Below are 16,279 nucleotides of genomic sequence, written 5' to 3'. Positions count from 1 at the left end.
TCGGAAGGGCTGGGCTAATTGTAACAAGGCGCCGGCCGATCAGGCTGGCGGCACCACGGAGCGCAGCGTGACGCAGCGCAGGCCCGCCTGGTCGATGGCGGCAAGCAGGCCCGGCAGCACCGTGATGCAATGCGCGTTGCCGGCCGCATCGATGCCGGGATCGCCGTCGTGCAGCAGCAGGATGTCGCGCCCGGCCAGGTTGCGGGTGAGGCGCTTTGCCACGCTGGCCGCGTCGTAGTCCGAGCGGGTATCGAAGCCGCGCCGCGTCCAGGCGGCAAGCTGAAGCCCAAGCCGGCACAGCACGGGCTCCAGGAAGGGGTTGCGCAGCCCCGCAGGTGCGCGGAAGAAGCGCGGCGCCTGTCCCGTGATATCGGACAGCACCTGCTGCGCGGCGCCGATATCGCGCAGCATGCGCCCCGGGCCGAAGACGGAGAAGTGCAGCCGGTGGTACATGCTGTGGTTTTCCACGGCATGGCCGCGCCGGATGATCTCGCGCACCAGCGCCGGATGCGCCGCGGCGCGCTCGCCAATGCAGAAGAAAGTCGCGCGCGCGCCGTGCTGGTCGAGCATGTCGAGCACGCGCGGCGTCAGTTCCGGATTGGGGCCGTCGTCGAAGGTCAGCCCCACGCAGTCCTGCGCCGACGCCGGCAGCCGCAGCAGGTTGGGGCCCAGCCAGTTGCTGCGCGGCCACAGGCCGGCGAAGCACATCGCCGCATGCGTGGCGGCAACGCCCGCCAGCGCCACGCCCATGCCCGGCGGATACGCCAGCATGGCGCCGGCCGCGGCGGCGTGGACGGCGGCGGTGCCGCACAGCAGCGGGCTGGGCCGCCAGGGGCGGCTGTGGACGGCGTCGCGCAGGTCGACGCCGGGGGCGGATAACGGCTTCATTTGCTTGAACTCCCGGCTGCATCCGGCGCCGCGGGGCGCGCCAGGATCGCCGCAAACCACAGCGCCAGCACCGCACCTGGCCCGACCGTTAGGCCGAAGGCCTTGAGCAGCGGCAGGCTGGACAGCGCCAGCAGCCCGAAGGCGGCAACCGTGGTCAGGTTGGCCAGCAGCAGCGATACCAGCGTATGCGGTGAGGTCGCCGCCACCTGGCTGCCCGCCGTGGGGCCGTTGAAGAATAGCGCGTAATTGGAACCCACGGCGACCAGCAGCAGCAAGCCCACCAGGTGCAGCAGCGTCAGTGGCTGGCCCAGCGCGGCCAGGCCGCCCAGCACCACCAGGGCCGCTGCCGCCAGCGGCAGCACGGTGGCCACCACACGCCGCACGGAGCGCAGCGCCAGGACCAGCAGCGCGATGATCGCCAGCAGGCCGGCCAGCGACAGCAGCAGCGCCTCGCGCATATAGCCGGTGTAGAGCCGGTCGGATTCGCCCTTTAGGTCGACGAACAGTGTGTCGGGCGCGCCGGCCCGCGCGATCGCGGCGCGCACCGCGGCGCTGTCGACGCCATCGCCGGCGCTGCCCTGCGCGTGGGTCGGCGCGCGCAACGGCAGCGTTGCGCTCCAGCGCCCGTCGCGCTGCGACAGCAGTGCGTCGACCGCCAGCGCCATCGACGTGCCGCGCAGGTCCTCGCGCCGCAGCAGCGGGGCGGTGCGCGTCTTTTCAACGTCTTCCAGGAACGGTGCGAACAGCGACGCGCGCACCGGGTGCGCGGCGATGGCCGCCTGCAGGCGCTGCGCCATCGCCTCCGGCTGCGGCAGGCTGGCCTGGCGGGCGCGCTGGGTCGCTGCGCTGGGCAGGTAGCGTGCCGGGTTCTCGTAACCGCCGATGAAGTTCTGCGCCACCAGCGGGTCCAGCTCATGCGCCACGCGCTCGGCGCCCTGCAGCACGGACTCCTGGTCGGGGCCGGACAGCACCACCAGGTAGCGCACGTCGGGCGCGCCCAGGTCGGCCCGCAGCGAGGCGTCGAGTGCCTGGTCGCTCGCAGATACCGGGCTCAGTGCCTGCAGCTCGCGGCCCCACAGCGTGCCGCGATGCGCCACCAGTACCGCGCATGCCGCCAGCACCAGCACGATGACCAGCCAGCGCAGCCGGTGCGCGCGCGTTGCCAGCCAGGCCAGACGGCGGCCCAGCGGCGTCACGTCGCGCAGGTGCAGCGTGGCGGGCATCAGCTGCGGCAGCACGAAGCGCGTCACCAGCGCCGCCGTCGCCAGCCCGGCGATCGAATACAGCCCCAGCTGCGCCAGCCCCGGAAAGCCCGACAGCAGCAGCGAGGCGAAGCCGCAGATCGAGGTCAGCACGCCCAGGCGCACCGTGGGCCAGAAGCCGCCCAGCCACGCGCGTTCGTCGCGTTGGCCACCGCGCACATACTGCGCCGACTGCACGAACAGGTAGATCGAATAGTCCACCGCCTCGCCGATCAGCGTGGTGCCGAAGCCGAGCGTCAGGCCATGCACGGTGCCGCCAAAGCCCAGGCTGACCGCGGCGATGCCCGCCAGCGCGCCGCTGAGCACGGGCACCAGTCCCAGCACCAGCAGCGGCACCGAGCGGTACACCACCAGCAGCAGCGTGACGATGATGGCCAGCCCGATCGTCGACAGCCGCTCGACATCATGGCGGATGGTGTCGCGCGCCTGCACCGAGAACACGCCCGGACCGGTCATCACCAGCTTGTAGGCGCCGGGCGCCGCCGTCTGCTCGAAGGTCTGGCGAATGGCGCCGATGGCTTGCGCCTGGCCATCGGTATCGGAGCCGGTTGCAGCGGTCTGCGCCAGCAGCACGGCACGCCCGCCGTCGCGCGAGGCCCACGCGCCGGCGTGCATGGGCACGCGCTGGCCGGCGTCGAGCTGCGCCATCATCGCCGCGACTTCGCCGGTGGGATCGCGCGGCAGCAGCGACTTGGTAAAGAGGCCCGCTGACGATGCCAGCAGCTCGAACGACTCGTTCAGCGCCGCCGTCAGGCCGCGCTCGCTGAATCGCTCCGGCGTGACCGCGGGGCTCAGCAGGTAGCGGTTTGCGTAGACGTACTGGCGGTCAGCCGCCTGGTTGACCGGCTCGCCGTTCTGGATCGAGGAGAAACGCGGGTCGCCGCGCAATTTGGCCGCCATCGCGCGCGAGATCGCGGCGCGGCCATCGGCGTCGCCGCCCTCGATGCCGACCAGCACCAGGCGCGACACAAGCCCGTCGCGCAGCTGGTTCACCAGCAACTGCTGCTCGGCACTGGGCAGCCGCGGCAGAAAGGCCGACAGGTCGGCGGTGAAGGTGGTGCGGCTGATGATCGCCGCGCAGGCGAGCAGGGCGAGGATCCACAGCGCCAGCGCCAGGCGTGCGCCCGGCAGCGTGACGCGGCGTGGCATCCCGGGTGGTTGTCCCGGTGGCGTGGTGCTCATGGACGGCCCGCGGGCTTGCCGGCGGGTCGGATCTGCATCACGGAGCGGTCGCCGTCGGCCTGCCGGATCTCGACGCGGTTGAGCGCATCCTGGCTGCCCTCGATGCGCACCTGGCTGATGACCCCGGCCATGCGCGAGTCCGCCGGCGTCAGCGTCAGCGTCCAGCGGCTGGCGCGGCCTTCGAGTCCGAGCTTGTAGTAGCGCTCCAGCGTATCGCGGTTGCCTGCCAGCGTGCCGCGGATGCTTTCGATAAAGGCAGCCACCTCGGGGTAGTTCTGCAGCGGCAGGGTGTGGCGCTTGCCGTCGCGCTCGACCGTCAGCATGTCGCCGTCGAGCACCAGGTTCTCTTGCTTGGGTGACAGCGTGCGCTTTTCCAGGTGATCGGGCGCCGTGAACAGCAGCTCGCCCGACGACTGCACCGGCTTGCCGACAATCGCCAGGTACTTGGTCTCTGTGAACAGCACGCGGCCGGACTTGCGCTGCGCCAGCGTCGCCATCAGCTGGTCGACGCCGAAGGCCGCGGCGCCTTCACGCGCGGCGGCGCCGCAAGGGATCGCAAAGGCCAGCACGGCGCTTGCCAGCAGCATTGGCAGCAGGGAACGGAGAGGGCGCTTGGACAGGAACATGCGGGAGGAGATCTCAGGGTTCGTTGCCCCGCGGCGGCTGCTCGGAGAGCGGCGGCCCGGCGTGCCAGAAGTCGTAGAAGTTGAACCAGTTGTATGGCGCGCTGCGGCAGAACTGCTCCAGCAAGCGCACGTAGCCATCCAGTGCCGATTGCACCGCGGCCTCGCGCTGGCCGCGCCTGGTCTGGGTGAAGTCCGCCAGCGGTACGAAATGGACATCGTAGCGGTTGCCGCCGCGGTACAGGCCGGTGATAAAGAACACCGGCCGGCGCAGCATGGCGGCCATGCGCAGCGGCCCGGTCGGGAAGCCCGTGGGCGTGCCGAGGAAGCTGCACTGCTGCACCGGGTCGGTGGAGCGCTGCGACAGTGTGCGGTCGGCCAGCATGCCGATCATGTAGCCGCGGTCCAGGTAGTCGCGCACCTTGAGCATGGTGTCGAAGCGGCCCAGCGCGATCACGTCCTGGCGCATCGCGGGATTGATCGACTGCAGCACGTCGTTGAGCTTGTGCGCGTTCTCCTCGTACATGGTGATCGCCACTTCCATGTCCGGGTGCTGCCGCCCGAGCGCGCGCACCACCTCGAAGCTGCCCAGGTGCGCGCCCAGCAGGATCGCGCCGCGCCCTTGCGCCATGGCGGCTTCGAGCTGCGCCTCGCCATGCAGGCGGATATCGAACAGGTCGAAGCGTCCGTTAAGCAAGTAGATGCGATCGAGGATGGTCGAGGCGAAGGTGAACACATGCCGGTAGCCGTCGATCCAGTTCGCCTCGCGCCCGAGCGCGCGGTCCATGTAGGCGCGCGAGGCATGGCGCGCCGCCGGCGAAAACAGCGTGAAATACGCCGCGATCAGCCGCAGCAGCACGCGCCCGACGGGGCGCCCCAGTGCCAGCGAAATCGTCGTCATGATGCGCAGCAGCGGGATATTGCTGCGCTCCTGCTGGCGGGACCAGTCGGTTTCCAGGGACTGCTGCCGCTTCCAGGGCCAGGTCAGCATGGTGCGGCCTCCGCTGGCGGCGTGGCGTCGCGCACCTGCAGCGTGCCGCTGGCGACATCGCGTCCCGCGCTGCGCAGCGTGAAACGCAGGCTGTCGCCGCCTTGCTGGTGCAAGACCTCAACGCGCTCGCCGGGCCGCACCGGACTCAGGAACTTGACGGTGCCGACCTGCGTGGGCACAAGCCACCGGCCCAGCGCCGCGCCGAGCCCGAGCACAGCGTGGTCCAGCAGCACCACGCCGGGCACGATCGGGTTGCCGGGGAAGTGGCCGGCAATGGCCGGATGGTCTGCGCCGATGACAAAGGCGGGCGGCTCGATGGTATCGCCGTGGTGCGCCGCGGCCAGTTGCGCGATCAGCGCCGCCAGCGCGGCGCGCGGCAGCTTGCCGGCGTCGTTGCGCGGCAGGCTCTCTGCGAACAGCAGCGGCCGCGGCAGGAAGGCCGGGTCGATGCCCATGCGCAGCCCCCGCAGCACCTGCGCCGGTGTCAGGCCAGGCGCGACTACGACCGCGGCCAGGCGCACCACGTGGCCGCGGAGGTCGCCCTCGTGGGCGTCGTCGGGCATGAAGAACGCGCCGTCCTGCACGCCTTCGATCGCATTGAGCTGGTGGTTCAGGTAGGCCAGCGAGGTGCGCTTGCCGGCGATGTTGAGCACGTCGGCCTTGCGGCCGTGCAGCAGGAAGTGGCTTGCATCCAGCGGCGCGATGGCATCGCCCAGCGGCACCGGCTGCTCGATATGGCCGCCTTCGGCCCAGGTCTCGGTGTCGTCGCCGCTGGCGCTGGGACGCTGATGCAGGCTTACGCCCGGGACCAGCGTCCAGGTGTCGGTCTGCGCGGTGCGCCGGGTGGCGAGCTGGCCGGTCTCGGTGCTGCCGTAGATTTCGCACAGCGGCGCGCTGAACAGCGTTTCGGTTTCGGCGGCGAGCTGGCGGCCGAGCGGGGCGGTGGCGCACAGCACCAGGTCGGTGGGAGGCATGGCCATGCCGGCTTGCACCAGCGTGCGCAGGTGCACCGGCGAGCTGACCAGCGCGCGCGGCCCCGGCACCGACGCCAGCGTGTCGCGCACATCGGCCGGGTAGAACGCGGTGGCTGCGGCCAGCGCGGCGCCGCCCTGCAGCGCCAGCATGACGGTGGCTTCCAGCCCGAACATATGCTGCGGCGGCACCGTGCCAACCAGCGTCCACGCGCGCCCGTCCAGCAGCCCCAGCCGCTGTGCCGCGGCGCGCGCGCTGCGGGCCATCGCGCCCCAGGTCTTGCGGTGCGGCACCGGCGTACCGGTCGAGCCGGAGGTGAATACGTAGGCCATCACCTGCGCCGCGGGAATCTCGGGGATGTCCACGACCCCGGCTGCGGCCGCGTCCGAAACTTCCGGATAACGGACCGCCGGCATCGCGAAATCCGCGACAGGCTGGTCATGCAGGCAGAACGCATCCGGCGCGAAGGCGGCCAGCTGGCGCACCATCTCCGTCGTCTGCGACGGCGGCAGCAGCGTAGCCTTGCGGGCCAGCAGCGCGGCGCACAAGCCGACGGTGAAACGGTAGCGGTCCGTGCAGGCGTTGAACACATGGCCGCCCACGGGCATCGCGGCGGCCACGCGGTTTACGTCGGCCAGGAACTGCCGCACGGTAACGGGCCGCCCGTGCGCCCAGGCGATAACGCCTTCGGGCGAGGCATGCGCGACGATCGGGAACTTGGTCATGGGCCAGAAGAGCCTGTGCTGAGGGCGGCGGGCGCGTCAGCGCGACGACCCGGACCGGCCCGCCCGGGCAGCCATGACCGCGCGGTAGCCGTGCACGGCGTCAAGCAGGCCGGTATGGCGCATGCCGGGGAAGGCGATGCGGCGGCACGCGGCTTCGCCCGCGAACATCGCGGCAATCAGCAGCGGCGTGCCCAGGTTGGCGAAGCTGGACCAGGTCGCCACCGGCGCCAGCACGAACAGCAGCGTGGACACGCCCACCATCGCCGCGAAGAACAGCGTCCAGGCCTGGGTCACGCGCAGTGTGTACTGCGCGTGCGAGGGCGACAGCGGTCCGTGCAGCGCCGTGGCGATCTGCATGCACAGCGGCGTGCTGCCCGCGCGCAGGCTCTGCCCGAACATCACGCCCAGCGCCGCGTTCACGCCGGCATGTTGCAGGAAATAGGTCCAGCCGAAATGCCCGGCCAGCGGCGCGCGCCAGATCCACAAAGCGGCGCATGCCGCCAGCAAGGCCAGCCATGCCGGCGCGCGCCATCCGGCGCGCCGCAGCGCGACGAAGCCGATTGCCAGGAACGGCGCCGCGCCGAGGAACAGAGCGGCGACCTCGGCACCCGGCTGGTGGGCGGCGCGATGCAGGGCCGATTCATAGACGACGAAACCCAGCACCGCGGCGATCCATCCGTGGCGCTGCAATGGCGAAGCCAGGACATCCGGACGGGCTGGGAAGCCCGGCGCGGCGGGCGGGGTGGGGAGGTCTAAGGGCTGGCTCGAAGGCATCTGCAGGGTTATCGTGTGTTGCGTAAGGCGCTTCATGGGCGCCCTCTGTATAGTGCGTGCGGTGCGGGCGGCATTGCTGCGGCGGCGCAACGGCGCGCGAAGCGAACGCTTTATACCTCAAAAGACCCGGCCGACGGCGCGATGATTCCCCAAAGCCCCGCCTTTGTTGTTACTAAACTTCTCTCAACTGGCTCGGAATTGGGCCCTTTGATAGCATCGGTTGCCCTGCCCAGCGATCCAGGTCGACCATTGCCCGGACCGCGTGCCGCAGCGGCCTTCCTGCTGCCCCTTTGCAACATGACCGAACTCGAAACCGAACTTGCCCGCCTGATCATCGACGAACTCGACATTGCCGAGCTGCGGCTGGAGGACGTCAAGGCCGACACGCCGCTCTATGGCGAGGGCTTCGGGCTGGATTCCATCGATATCCTCGAGATCGCGCTGCTGGTTTCGCGCAAGTACGGCGTCGAGTTGCGTTCGGACAATCCCGACAACAAGACCATCTTTGCCTCGCTGGGCAGCCTGGCCGCCTACCTGGCAGCCAACCGCGCGCGCTAGCGCGGCGCTTCCCCGCCACCCGGCCAGCCCTCCCAGCACACGACCATGCCGCAGCAAGCCACGCCCCGCCCGGCGCTGGTGGCCGGCGGCACGCCCCATCCCATCGGCGGCTCCGCGCCGTCGGCCACGCACTTTGTCCTGATCCCCAGCTACAACCCGGGCCAGCGCCTGCACGACACGCTGCGCGCCGCGCGCGAGGCCTGGTCGCCGGTCTGGGTCGTGGTCGACGGCAGCACCGACGGCAGCGACCGCTGGCTGCAGGCGCAGGCCGCCACCGATTCAGGGCTGCGCGTGCTGGTGCTGCCCAGCAACCAGGGCAAGGGCGCCGCCGTGCTGCAGGGCATCGAGGCCGCCGCCGCCGAGGGCTTTACGCACGTGCTGGTGATGGATTCCGACGGCCAGCATCCCGCGCACCTGATCCCCGAGTTCATGGCGCTGTCGCAGCGCCAGCCCGGCGCGATGGTGCTGGGCCGGCCCGTCTTCGACGCCAGCGCGCCGCGCGAGCGGGTCTACTGGCGGCGCATGTCCAATTTCTGGTCCGACCTGGAAACGCTGTGGGCCGGCATCGGCGATTCGCTGTTCGGCTTTCGCGTCTACCCGATCGCGCCGCTGCGCGCGGTGATGAAGGAGAGCCGGTGGATGCGGCGTTTCGACTTCGATCCGGAGGTCGCGGTGCGGCTGTGCTGGCGCGGCGTTTGGCCGATCAACCTCGATGCCCCGGTGCGGTACTTCGCCCGGGGCGAGGGTGGGGTCTCGCACTTCCGCTACCTGCGCGACAACCTGTTGCTGACGGGGATGCATCTGCGGCTGGTGGCGGGCTTCGTGCTGCGGCTGCCGGTGCTGGTGTGGCGACGGTTGCAGCGTTCCGCGGGCAACACGTCGTCCGACGACGTGGCCTGACGCTTCCTGGCTCTTTCTGGCTCTTTCGCACCGGCCAGTCCGTACCGCCGCCGGACTTTGACCTGCCGCAACAAGGCTGCATTTGCCGCTCAAGAACTGATGGGACGTGTCGAAATCCCCTACATAGCCTATTGCGCAGGGTGGTGAGGTTCCATACAATCGCCCGACTCGCATTTGTAACTATTTGTAATCGGGGGAATGATGGGTTTCAGCAGGTTGTTGGCTGCAGGCATGTGCCTGGGGTTGGGCGCTTGTGCCACCGTCACCACGCCGCCCAAGGTCGTGGAGGCGCCCACGCCGCGCCAGCAGCAGCTCGCCGCACAGGAGGCCGTATCGCTGCCGCCGGTGCACCAGCTCAAACGCAAGATCGCCATCGGTCGCTTCTCCAATGAAACGCGCTATGGCCGCACGTTCTTCACGGACCAGAATCTGGATCCGCTCGGCAAGCAGGCCAGCGACATCCTGTCCAGCCGGCTGGTGGCCTCCAAACGATTCCTAGTGTTCGAACGGCCCGATCTGGGCAAGGTCCAGGCTGAGCAGAGCCTGACCAAGGACAGCCAGCTGGTGGGTGTGGATACGCTGATCATCGGTTCCGTGACGGAATTCGGTCGCGCCACCACGGGCAAGGCGGGCTTCCTCAGTTCGACCAAGGTGCAGACCGCCCACGCCAAGGTGGAAATCCGCCTGGTCGATGTGAAGACCGGCCATGCTTTTTTCTCCGCCAGCGGTGCTGGCGAGGCTTCCACTGAGTCCGGTGAGGTGGCGGGATTCGGCAGCAAGGCCGACTACGACGGCACGCTCAACGACAAGGCCGTTGCCGCCGCCATCTCGGATGTGCTGGGCCGCCTGATGAGCAAGCTCGAAGAGCGCCAGTGGAAGACCGACATCCTCAAGGCCGAAGGCCGCACGGTGTACATCTCCGGCGGCAGCCGCCAGGGCATCCGTGCCGGCGACATGCTGTACGTCTATGCCGAAGGCGAACAGGTCAAGAGCGCGCAGAGCGGATTCCAGATTGCGCTGCCGGCGCGCCCCGTGGCCAAGGTGCGGGTGCAGTCGTCGTTCGGCGACAGCGAAACCAATGAGGGATCCGTGACGGAACTCGTGTCCGGCACGCTGCCCAAGGGCACTGCCAACCTCTTCGTCGCGCAATAGGGAACCGCAAGATGAAACAGCTTCTGTGCGCCGCGGTTGCGGCGCTGGCCATGTACGGCTGTGCATTGCCGAATACGACCGTACAGAGCGGGCAGGGCCGTCCGACCCTGCGTGTCGTCGGCGCACCGCCACAGTCCGTGCTGATGGTAGATGGCATCCAGGTGGGCCAGGCGTCCGCCTTCGATGGCGTGCAGTCGGTGCTCAAGATCGAAGAGGGCCCGCACGAGGTCGAGGTCCGGCAAGGTGGGCGCGCACTGCTGACGCGCAGCATCTTTGCCTCGGGCGGCGAGTCCGTCAGCATCGAAGTTTCCGCGGAGCAACAACAATGAAAATGATCCACATCACCAGCGTGCTGGCGACCGCCGCGCTGCTGAGCGCCTGCGCGCCGCAGCAGAAGTACGCCTGGGGCTCGTACGAGCCGGCGCTCTACACCTACTACAAGACGCCAGCCGCTTCCGAGGCATTCGCGGAACAGCTCGGCAAGACAATCTCGGGCGCCGAAAGCAGTGGCGCCAAGGTGCCGCCAGGGCTCTATGCCGAGTACGGTAACGTGCTGCTCGAGCAAGGCAAGGCGAAGGACGCCGTGGTCTGGTTCGGCAAGGAAAAGGCCACGTGGCCGGAATCTGCCGCACTGATGACGCGCATGATCCAGATCGCCAGCGCACCGGCTGCCGACAAGGGTAAAGGCAAGGTGGTGGAAAACACTCAGACCAGCGTTCAGGCTGTCGCTCCTGCACAGGCCCCAGGTCAGACTACCAAGCAATAAGGGGAATCCATGCGCCTTATCCAATCGTTCCGCACGCTCGGCCTGCTGGCACTGGCAGGCAGCCTTGCTGCCTGCGCGCCCATGGCCAAGCGTTCCGACTACACTGCCTTCCGTTCCGAACAGCCGCGTTCGATCCTGGTGGTGCCGGTAGTGAACCGCAGTGTCGATGTCGATGCGCCTGACTACTTCCTGTCGACTATCTCGCGACCCATCGCAGAGCGCGGCTACTACGTTTTCCCGGTGCACCTGACCAAGCGCCTGATGGAAGACGAGGGCCTGTCCGACGCCGACCTGGTGCACAGCAATGACCCTGCCGTGATTGGGAAAATGTTCGGCGCGGATGCAGTGATGTATGTCCGTATCGACCGATGGGATTCCAAGTACCTGGTCTTGCAGACCACGACGACGGTAGAGCTCGACTACACGCTCAAGAGTGCGAAAGACGGCAAGACCTTGTGGACTCGGCATCAGCAACTGGCCTACACGCCCAACAACAATGCGGGCGGCGGTCTCGCAGGCCTGATCGCTTCGGCAATCGCTGCAGCCGTGGAAAAGGCAAAGCCTAACTACGTGCCGCTGGCACAGCAAGCCAATGCCTCGGCAGTCGGCTTGGCAGGCGTTGGCCTGCCCGCTGGCCCGTACGACCCGAAGTTCAAGGCTGACTCGGCCGAGTTCTGAGAGCCGACGCCACCATGCAGAAAGGCCGCGCGATGCGGCCTTTCTGCATTCCTGGCCCGCCTGGGCCGGGCATCAGCTTACTTGCCCAGTTCGTGGCCGATCACGCCGCCAACCACGGCGCCGCCGATCGTGCCCGCGGCGCTGCCGTCGGTCAGCTCATGTCCGGCCACACCGCCCGCCACTGCACCGGCCGCGGTACAGCCAGCCAGCGCCATGCTTGCGCTTACCAGTAGCGCACCTGCGAGTTTCCACATGATGGTCTCTCCTGCATCGTTGCCGGGCCGGCCCCACTGGACGGGCCCCATGTCTCCAGCTTAGGCCCGCGCCCGGCAGCGGCCTTTCCGAGACACGCCGATTGCGCTGTAGGAATCGGACGACGGCAGGTGACGCCGCGGCGACGTCAGGAGGTCTTCGTGTGCTGGCGCAGGCGCTTGATCAGCGACGAAGTGTCGGCGCGGCCGCAGCCCATCTGCTGCAGGTCTGCGTAGAACTGGTCCACCAGTGCCGTCACCGGCAGGCCGGCGCCGTTGCGGCGCGCCTCGTCCAGGCACAGGCCGAGGTCCTTGCGCATCCAGTCCACCGCGAAGCCGAAGTCGAACTTGTTGTCGATCATCGTCGGCCCGCGGTTTTCCAGCTGCCACGAACCGGCCGCGCCCTTGCTGATGACGTCCAGCACCAGCTTCATGTCGAGGCCGGCGCGCTCGCCGAAGGCAATGGCCTCGGACAAGCCCTGGATCAGGCCGGCGATGCTGATCTGGTTGACCATCTTGGCCAGTTGCCCGGCGCCCGATTCCCCGATGCGCGTGACCGCGCGCGCGTAGGCGGCGATGACCGGCTCGGCGCGCGCATAGACCTCGGCGTCGCCGCCGCACATGATGGTCAGGATGCCTTTTTCCGCGCCGACTTCGCCGCCGGAAACCGGGCCGTCGATAAAGTGCAGGCCGCGCTCGCCCGCGGCGGCGTAGAGCTCGCGCGCGACGTTGGCGCTCGCGGTAGTGTGGTCGACGAAGATGCAGCCGCTCGGCGCGCTGAAGAAGGCACCGTCATGCCCGGTCAGCACGGAACGCAGGTCGTCGTCGTTGCCCACGCAGGAGCACACCACCTGTGCATCGCGCACGGCCAGCGCCGGCGTGGCGGCCGCCTTGCCGCCGAACTTCTCGACCCAGGCCTGTGCCTTGGCGGCGGTGCGGTTGTAGACCGTGACCTCGTGTCCCTTGGCGGCGAGGTGGCCGGCCATGTGGAAACCCATGACGCCGAGTCCGAGAAATGCGACACGCATGCTGCTGCTCCGTTGCTTGTTTGTTCGTTGTGAGATCGGTGAGGCGGTCCCGTTTGCGCCGGGGCGCTTGCGCGGGTGGGCGCGGGTGGGACGCGTCCCGGACACAGAGTATACGGGTGCGGTGGGGCGGGGGACAGATACAGCGATGCGCCAGTCAGGGCATGACAGGGCGGCTATCGGGCACAAATACCTATCACATCGCCAAACCAGAAATACGCATGAGATAGGTATTTGCCGAAATACTCATGACAAACGGAAGCGGCATTGACAGCCCATTGACAGCCGTTAACCCCGTCCATCACCTACGCCTTCGGGTCAGGATGCGCTGACCAGCATGCGGCGCGTTGAGGGTCTTCCTCTCCTGGCTTGCCTCCCGACACAGGTCGCTCCCAGCGACCTGTTGTTCTTTGTCGGGAGCAATACCGAGGCTCCGCCGCTCACTCCGGCTTCACCCCCGCCTCCCTGATCACCGCATTCCACTTGCCCACCTCCGCCTTGATCCGCGCCCCCGTCTGCGCAGGCGTGGTCCACGTGGCGATCGCCCCCTGCTTCAGCAGCGTGGCCTGGACCTCCGGCTCGGCAAGGATCTTCTTCAGGTCGCTGCTCAGCCGGTCGATCACCGGCGCGGGCGTGCCGGCAGGCGCGACGATGCCGAACATCGAACTCACCTCAAAGTCCTTCAGGCCCGCCTCATTGGCGGTCGGCACTTCGGGCAGGGCGCTCACGCGTTCGGATGAAGTCACGGCCAGCGCGCGGAGCTTGCCACTCTTGACGTAGGCCTGCGCGGCGGGAACGGTCTCGACCATGCTCAGCACCTGGCCGCCGATCAGGTCGGTCATGGCGGGGCCGCTGCCCTTGTAGGGCACGTGCAGCATTTCCACGCCGGCCATGCGCTTGAACATTTCACCGGCGAGGTGCTGCGGCGAGCCGTTGCCTGCCGATGCAAAGGTGATCGCGCCCGGCTTCGACTTGGCCAGCGACACCAGCTGCGGCAGGTTGTTGGCGCTCACCGACGGATTGACCACGAACACCAGCGGCACCGTGCCCACGATGGATACCGGTGCGAAGCTCTTTTCCAGGTCATAGGGAACGCGGCTCTTGTACAGCGCGGCGTTGATGGCATGGCTGGTGAGCGCGCCCATCAGCAGCGTGTACCCGTCGGCGGGCGACTTGGCGACCAGTTCGGCGCCGATATTGCCAGCGGCGCCGGCGCGGTTGTCGACCACCACCTGCTGGCCCAGCGTGATGGAGAGGCGCTGCGCCAGCGTGCGGCCGATCACGTCGGTGGCGCCGCCCGGCGGGTAGGGCACGACCAGCCGGATCGGCTTGCCGGGCCAGGTTTCCGCGGCGCTGCCGAATGCGGGTGCGAGCAGCATGCCGGCAAACGCGAGCGAGGCAACCAGGACGGAGCGGCGAGGGGTGCGGCGCGGCGCAAGAATGCCGCGGCCGGACAGGGAAATGCCAGGCATGGGGGTCTCCTGTGCCGGGAAGTCTTTGAAATTGGAGGAGTGCCCGACGGATGAGCGCCCGCCCGGCCGATGACGCCCCGGCTTCGTCATCGGGCCCAAGTGTAGGGGGCGGCTCTTGATTGATGAAGACGTATTTTTCTATCGACTGATCTGAAATTCAGATTAATTTTCCCTGCGCGCTTCCATGCTTGCGCCGTTCGTGCTTTGGCAGCTAAGCTTCTGTCATCGATTATCAATAATCCTATTGGAGATAACCCTCGTGTCCCTCACCGACCACAGCAAGGCCAGCCCGGCTACCGCCACCGACCCCAAGGCCCAGGACGAAGGCGCCGCGGCCGGCAGCCCGCAAGGCTTGGCCAAGGGCCTGACCAACTACGGCGACACCGGCTTCTCCCTGTTCCTGCGCAAGGCCTTTATCAAAGGCGCGGGCTACACCGACGACGCGCTGGCGCGCCCGGTGATCGGCATCGTCAATACCGGCAGCAGCTACAACCCCTGCCACGGCAACGCGCCGCAACTGATCGAGGCGGTGCGCCGCGGGGTGATGCTGGCCGGCGGCCTGCCGGTGGACTTCCCGACCATCTCGGTGCACGAGAGCTTCTCCGCGCCGACCAGCATGTACCTGCGCAACCTGATGTCGATGGATACGGAAGAGATGATCCGTGCCCAGCCGATGGACGCGGTGGTGCTGATCGGCGGCTGCGACAAGACCGTTCCGGCGCAGTTGATGGGCGCGGCCTCGGCCGGCGTGCCGGCGATCCAGCTGGTGACCGGGTCGATGCTGACCGGCGCGCACCGCGGCGAGCGCGTGGGCGCGTGCACGGACTGCCGCCGCTACTGGGGCCGCTACCGCGCCGATGAAATCGACGCGGTCGAGATTGCAGACGTCAACAACCAGCTGGTGGCCAGTGTGGGCACCTGCTCGGTGATGGGCACGGCCAGCACGATGGCCTGCGTGACCGAGGCGCTGGGGATGATGGTGGCGGGTGGCGCGTCGGCGCCGGCGGTGACGGCCGACCGTATCCGCGTGGCGGAGCGCACCGGCACCACCGCGGTGGCGATGGCCAAGGCGCGGCTGACGCCTGACCGCATCCTGACCGGCAAGGCCTTCGAGAACGCGCTGCGCGTGCTGCTGGCGATCGGCGGCTCGACCAATGGCATCGTCCACCTGACCGCGATTGCGGGACGCCTGGGCATCGACATCGACCTGGCCGGGCTCGACCGCATGAGCCGCGAGACGCCGGTGCTGGTGGACCTGAAGCCTTCCGGCCAGCACTACATGGAAGACTTCCACAAGGCCGGCGGCATGACCGCGCTGCTGCGCGAACTGCGCCCGCTGCTGCACCTGGATACGCTGACGGTCTCGGGCCGCACGCTCGGCGAAGAACTGGACGCGGCGCCGCCGCCGTTCGCGCAGGACGTGATCCGCCGCGCGGCCGACCCGATCTACCCGGCCGGCGGTCTCGCGGTGCTGCGCGGCAACTTGGCGCCGGGCGGCGCCATCATCAAGCAGTCGGCGGCCGACCCGGTGCTGATGGAGCATGAGGGCCGCGCGGTCGTGTTCGAGAACGCCGAGGACATGGCGCAGCGCATCGACGACGAAGCGCTCGACGTCAACGCCGACGACATCCTGGTGCTCAAGCGCATCGGGCCGACCGGCGCGCCCGGCATGCCGGAGGCCGGCTATATGCCGATCCCGCGCAAGCTGGCGCGCGCCGGCGTCAAGGACATGGTGCGCATCTCGGACGGGCGCATGAGTGGCACCGCGGCCGGCACCATCGTGCTGCACGTGACGCCGGAAGCCGCCATCGGCGGGCCGCTGGCGCTGGTGCAGAGCGGTGACCGCATCCGGCTGTCGGTGCGCGAGCGCGACCTGACGCTGCTGGTGGACGATGCCGAACTGGCCAGCCGCGCGGCGGCGCAGCCGGTGGAGCGCCCGCGCGCGGAACGCGGCTATCGCAAGCTCTTCCTCGAGACCGTGACGCAGGCCGACCAGGGTGTCGACTTCGATTTCCTGCGCGCCACGCAGACGGTGGAAACCGTGCCGCACAAGCGCTGAG

16 protein-coding genes are annotated in these 16,279 nt (G+C 68.7%); 7 read left to right on the top strand and 9 right to left on the bottom strand.

Annotated features, from left to right (window positions below; translation table 11 throughout):
* Positions 1 to 39: 39 nt before the first annotated feature.
* Genes ABNX08_RS28215 through ABNX08_RS28190 form a run of 6 tightly spaced genes read right to left on the bottom strand, consistent with a single transcriptional unit; the run spans position 40 to position 7,453 of the window.
* Positions 40 to 888, bottom strand: coding sequence for a polysaccharide deacetylase family protein (locus ABNX08_RS28215; RefSeq protein WP_022539000.1), 849 nt, complete (start codon positions 886 to 888; stop codon positions 40 to 42).
* Positions 885 to 3,299 carry an MMPL family transporter gene (locus tag ABNX08_RS28210; RefSeq protein WP_022538999.1) on the bottom strand — a complete coding sequence of 805 codons (2,415 nt, stop codon included), beginning with the start codon at positions 3,297 to 3,299 and terminating at the stop codon, positions 885 to 887. Before ABNX08_RS28210 ends, ABNX08_RS28215 begins: the two co-directional genes overlap by 4 nt.
* A gap of 29 nt (positions 3,300 to 3,328) precedes the next feature.
* Entirely contained in the window at positions 3,329 to 3,958 is a 630-nt protein-coding gene (locus ABNX08_RS28205) for a LolA-related protein (RefSeq protein WP_022538998.1), read from the bottom strand.
* A gap of 13 nt (positions 3,959 to 3,971) precedes the next feature.
* Positions 3,972 to 4,946, bottom strand: a complete 975-nt coding sequence (locus ABNX08_RS28200; RefSeq protein WP_022538997.1) for an acyl-CoA synthetase — start codon at positions 4,944 to 4,946, stop codon at positions 3,972 to 3,974.
* Positions 4,940 to 6,643, bottom strand: coding sequence for an AMP-binding protein (locus ABNX08_RS28195; protein ID WP_022538996.1), 1,704 nt, complete (start codon positions 6,641 to 6,643; stop codon positions 4,940 to 4,942). Before ABNX08_RS28195 ends, ABNX08_RS28200 begins: the two co-directional genes overlap by 7 nt.
* A 36-nt stretch (positions 6,644 to 6,679) precedes the next feature.
* Positions 6,680 to 7,453, bottom strand: a complete 774-nt coding sequence (locus ABNX08_RS28190; RefSeq protein ID WP_022538995.1) for a membrane protein — start codon at positions 7,451 to 7,453, stop codon at positions 6,680 to 6,682.
* A gap of 261 nt (positions 7,454 to 7,714) precedes the next feature.
* Here ABNX08_RS28190 and ABNX08_RS28185 point away from each other — a divergent pair, with 261 nt between their 5' ends.
* From ABNX08_RS28185 to ABNX08_RS28160, 6 genes are all read left to right on the top strand, one after another.
* Positions 7,715 to 7,975, top strand: a complete 261-nt coding sequence (locus ABNX08_RS28185) for a phosphopantetheine-binding protein (RefSeq protein WP_022538994.1) — start codon at positions 7,715 to 7,717, stop codon at positions 7,973 to 7,975.
* Positions 7,976 to 8,020: 45 nt separating this feature from the next.
* Complete coding sequence (locus ABNX08_RS28180) at positions 8,021 to 8,875, top strand: glycosyltransferase family 2 protein (protein ID WP_022538993.1); 855 nt, start codon at positions 8,021 to 8,023, stop codon at positions 8,873 to 8,875.
* Between the two features lie 198 nt (positions 8,876 to 9,073).
* Complete coding sequence (locus tag ABNX08_RS28175) at positions 9,074 to 10,027, top strand: CsgG/HfaB family protein (protein ID WP_374063691.1); 954 nt, start codon at positions 9,074 to 9,076, stop codon at positions 10,025 to 10,027.
* Between the two features lie 11 nt (positions 10,028 to 10,038).
* Positions 10,039 to 10,356: a hypothetical protein gene (locus tag ABNX08_RS28170; RefSeq protein WP_022538991.1), complete on the top strand. Its 318-nt coding sequence runs from the start codon at positions 10,039 to 10,041 to the stop codon at positions 10,354 to 10,356.
* Positions 10,353 to 10,793, top strand: coding sequence for a DUF4810 domain-containing protein (locus ABNX08_RS28165; protein ID WP_022538990.1), 441 nt, complete (start codon positions 10,353 to 10,355; stop codon positions 10,791 to 10,793). Before ABNX08_RS28170 ends, ABNX08_RS28165 begins: the two co-directional genes overlap by 4 nt.
* A 9-nt stretch (positions 10,794 to 10,802) precedes the next feature.
* A complete protein-coding gene (locus tag ABNX08_RS28160) occupies positions 10,803 to 11,471 on the top strand; it encodes a GNA1162 family protein (RefSeq protein WP_022538989.1) in 669 nt (222 codons plus the stop codon).
* A gap of 77 nt (positions 11,472 to 11,548) precedes the next feature.
* On the opposite strand, the gene ABNX08_RS28155 is transcribed toward ABNX08_RS28160, so the two are convergent.
* The 3 genes from ABNX08_RS28155 to ABNX08_RS28145 all read right to left on the bottom strand — a co-directional run bounded on the left by ABNX08_RS28155 (position 11,549) and on the right by ABNX08_RS28145 (position 14,219).
* Positions 11,549 to 11,725, bottom strand: coding sequence for a glycine zipper 2TM domain-containing protein (locus ABNX08_RS28155; protein WP_010810161.1), 177 nt, complete (start codon positions 11,723 to 11,725; stop codon positions 11,549 to 11,551).
* A gap of 146 nt (positions 11,726 to 11,871) precedes the next feature.
* On the bottom strand, positions 11,872 to 12,786 hold the full coding sequence (locus tag ABNX08_RS28150) for an NAD(P)-dependent oxidoreductase (RefSeq protein ID WP_349607050.1): 915 nt from the start codon (positions 12,784 to 12,786) through the stop codon (positions 11,872 to 11,874).
* A gap of 401 nt (positions 12,787 to 13,187) precedes the next feature.
* Entirely contained in the window at positions 13,188 to 14,219 is a 1,032-nt protein-coding gene (locus ABNX08_RS28145; RefSeq protein WP_022538987.1) for a tripartite tricarboxylate transporter substrate binding protein, read from the bottom strand.
* 352 nt (positions 14,220 to 14,571) lie between these two features.
* Between ABNX08_RS28145 and ABNX08_RS28140 the strand changes: the two genes are divergently transcribed.
* Entirely contained in the window at positions 14,572 to 16,278 is a 1,707-nt protein-coding gene (locus tag ABNX08_RS28140; protein WP_349607051.1) for an IlvD/Edd family dehydratase, read from the top strand.
* Position 16,279: the final 1 nt, after the last annotated feature.

The sequence above is a fragment of the Cupriavidus sp. DF5525 genome, from assembly GCF_040149425.2.
GTDB classification, from domain to species: domain Bacteria; phylum Pseudomonadota; class Gammaproteobacteria; order Burkholderiales; family Burkholderiaceae; genus Cupriavidus; species Cupriavidus pickettii_A.
This window is presented reverse-complemented; position numbering and strand designations above follow the sequence as displayed.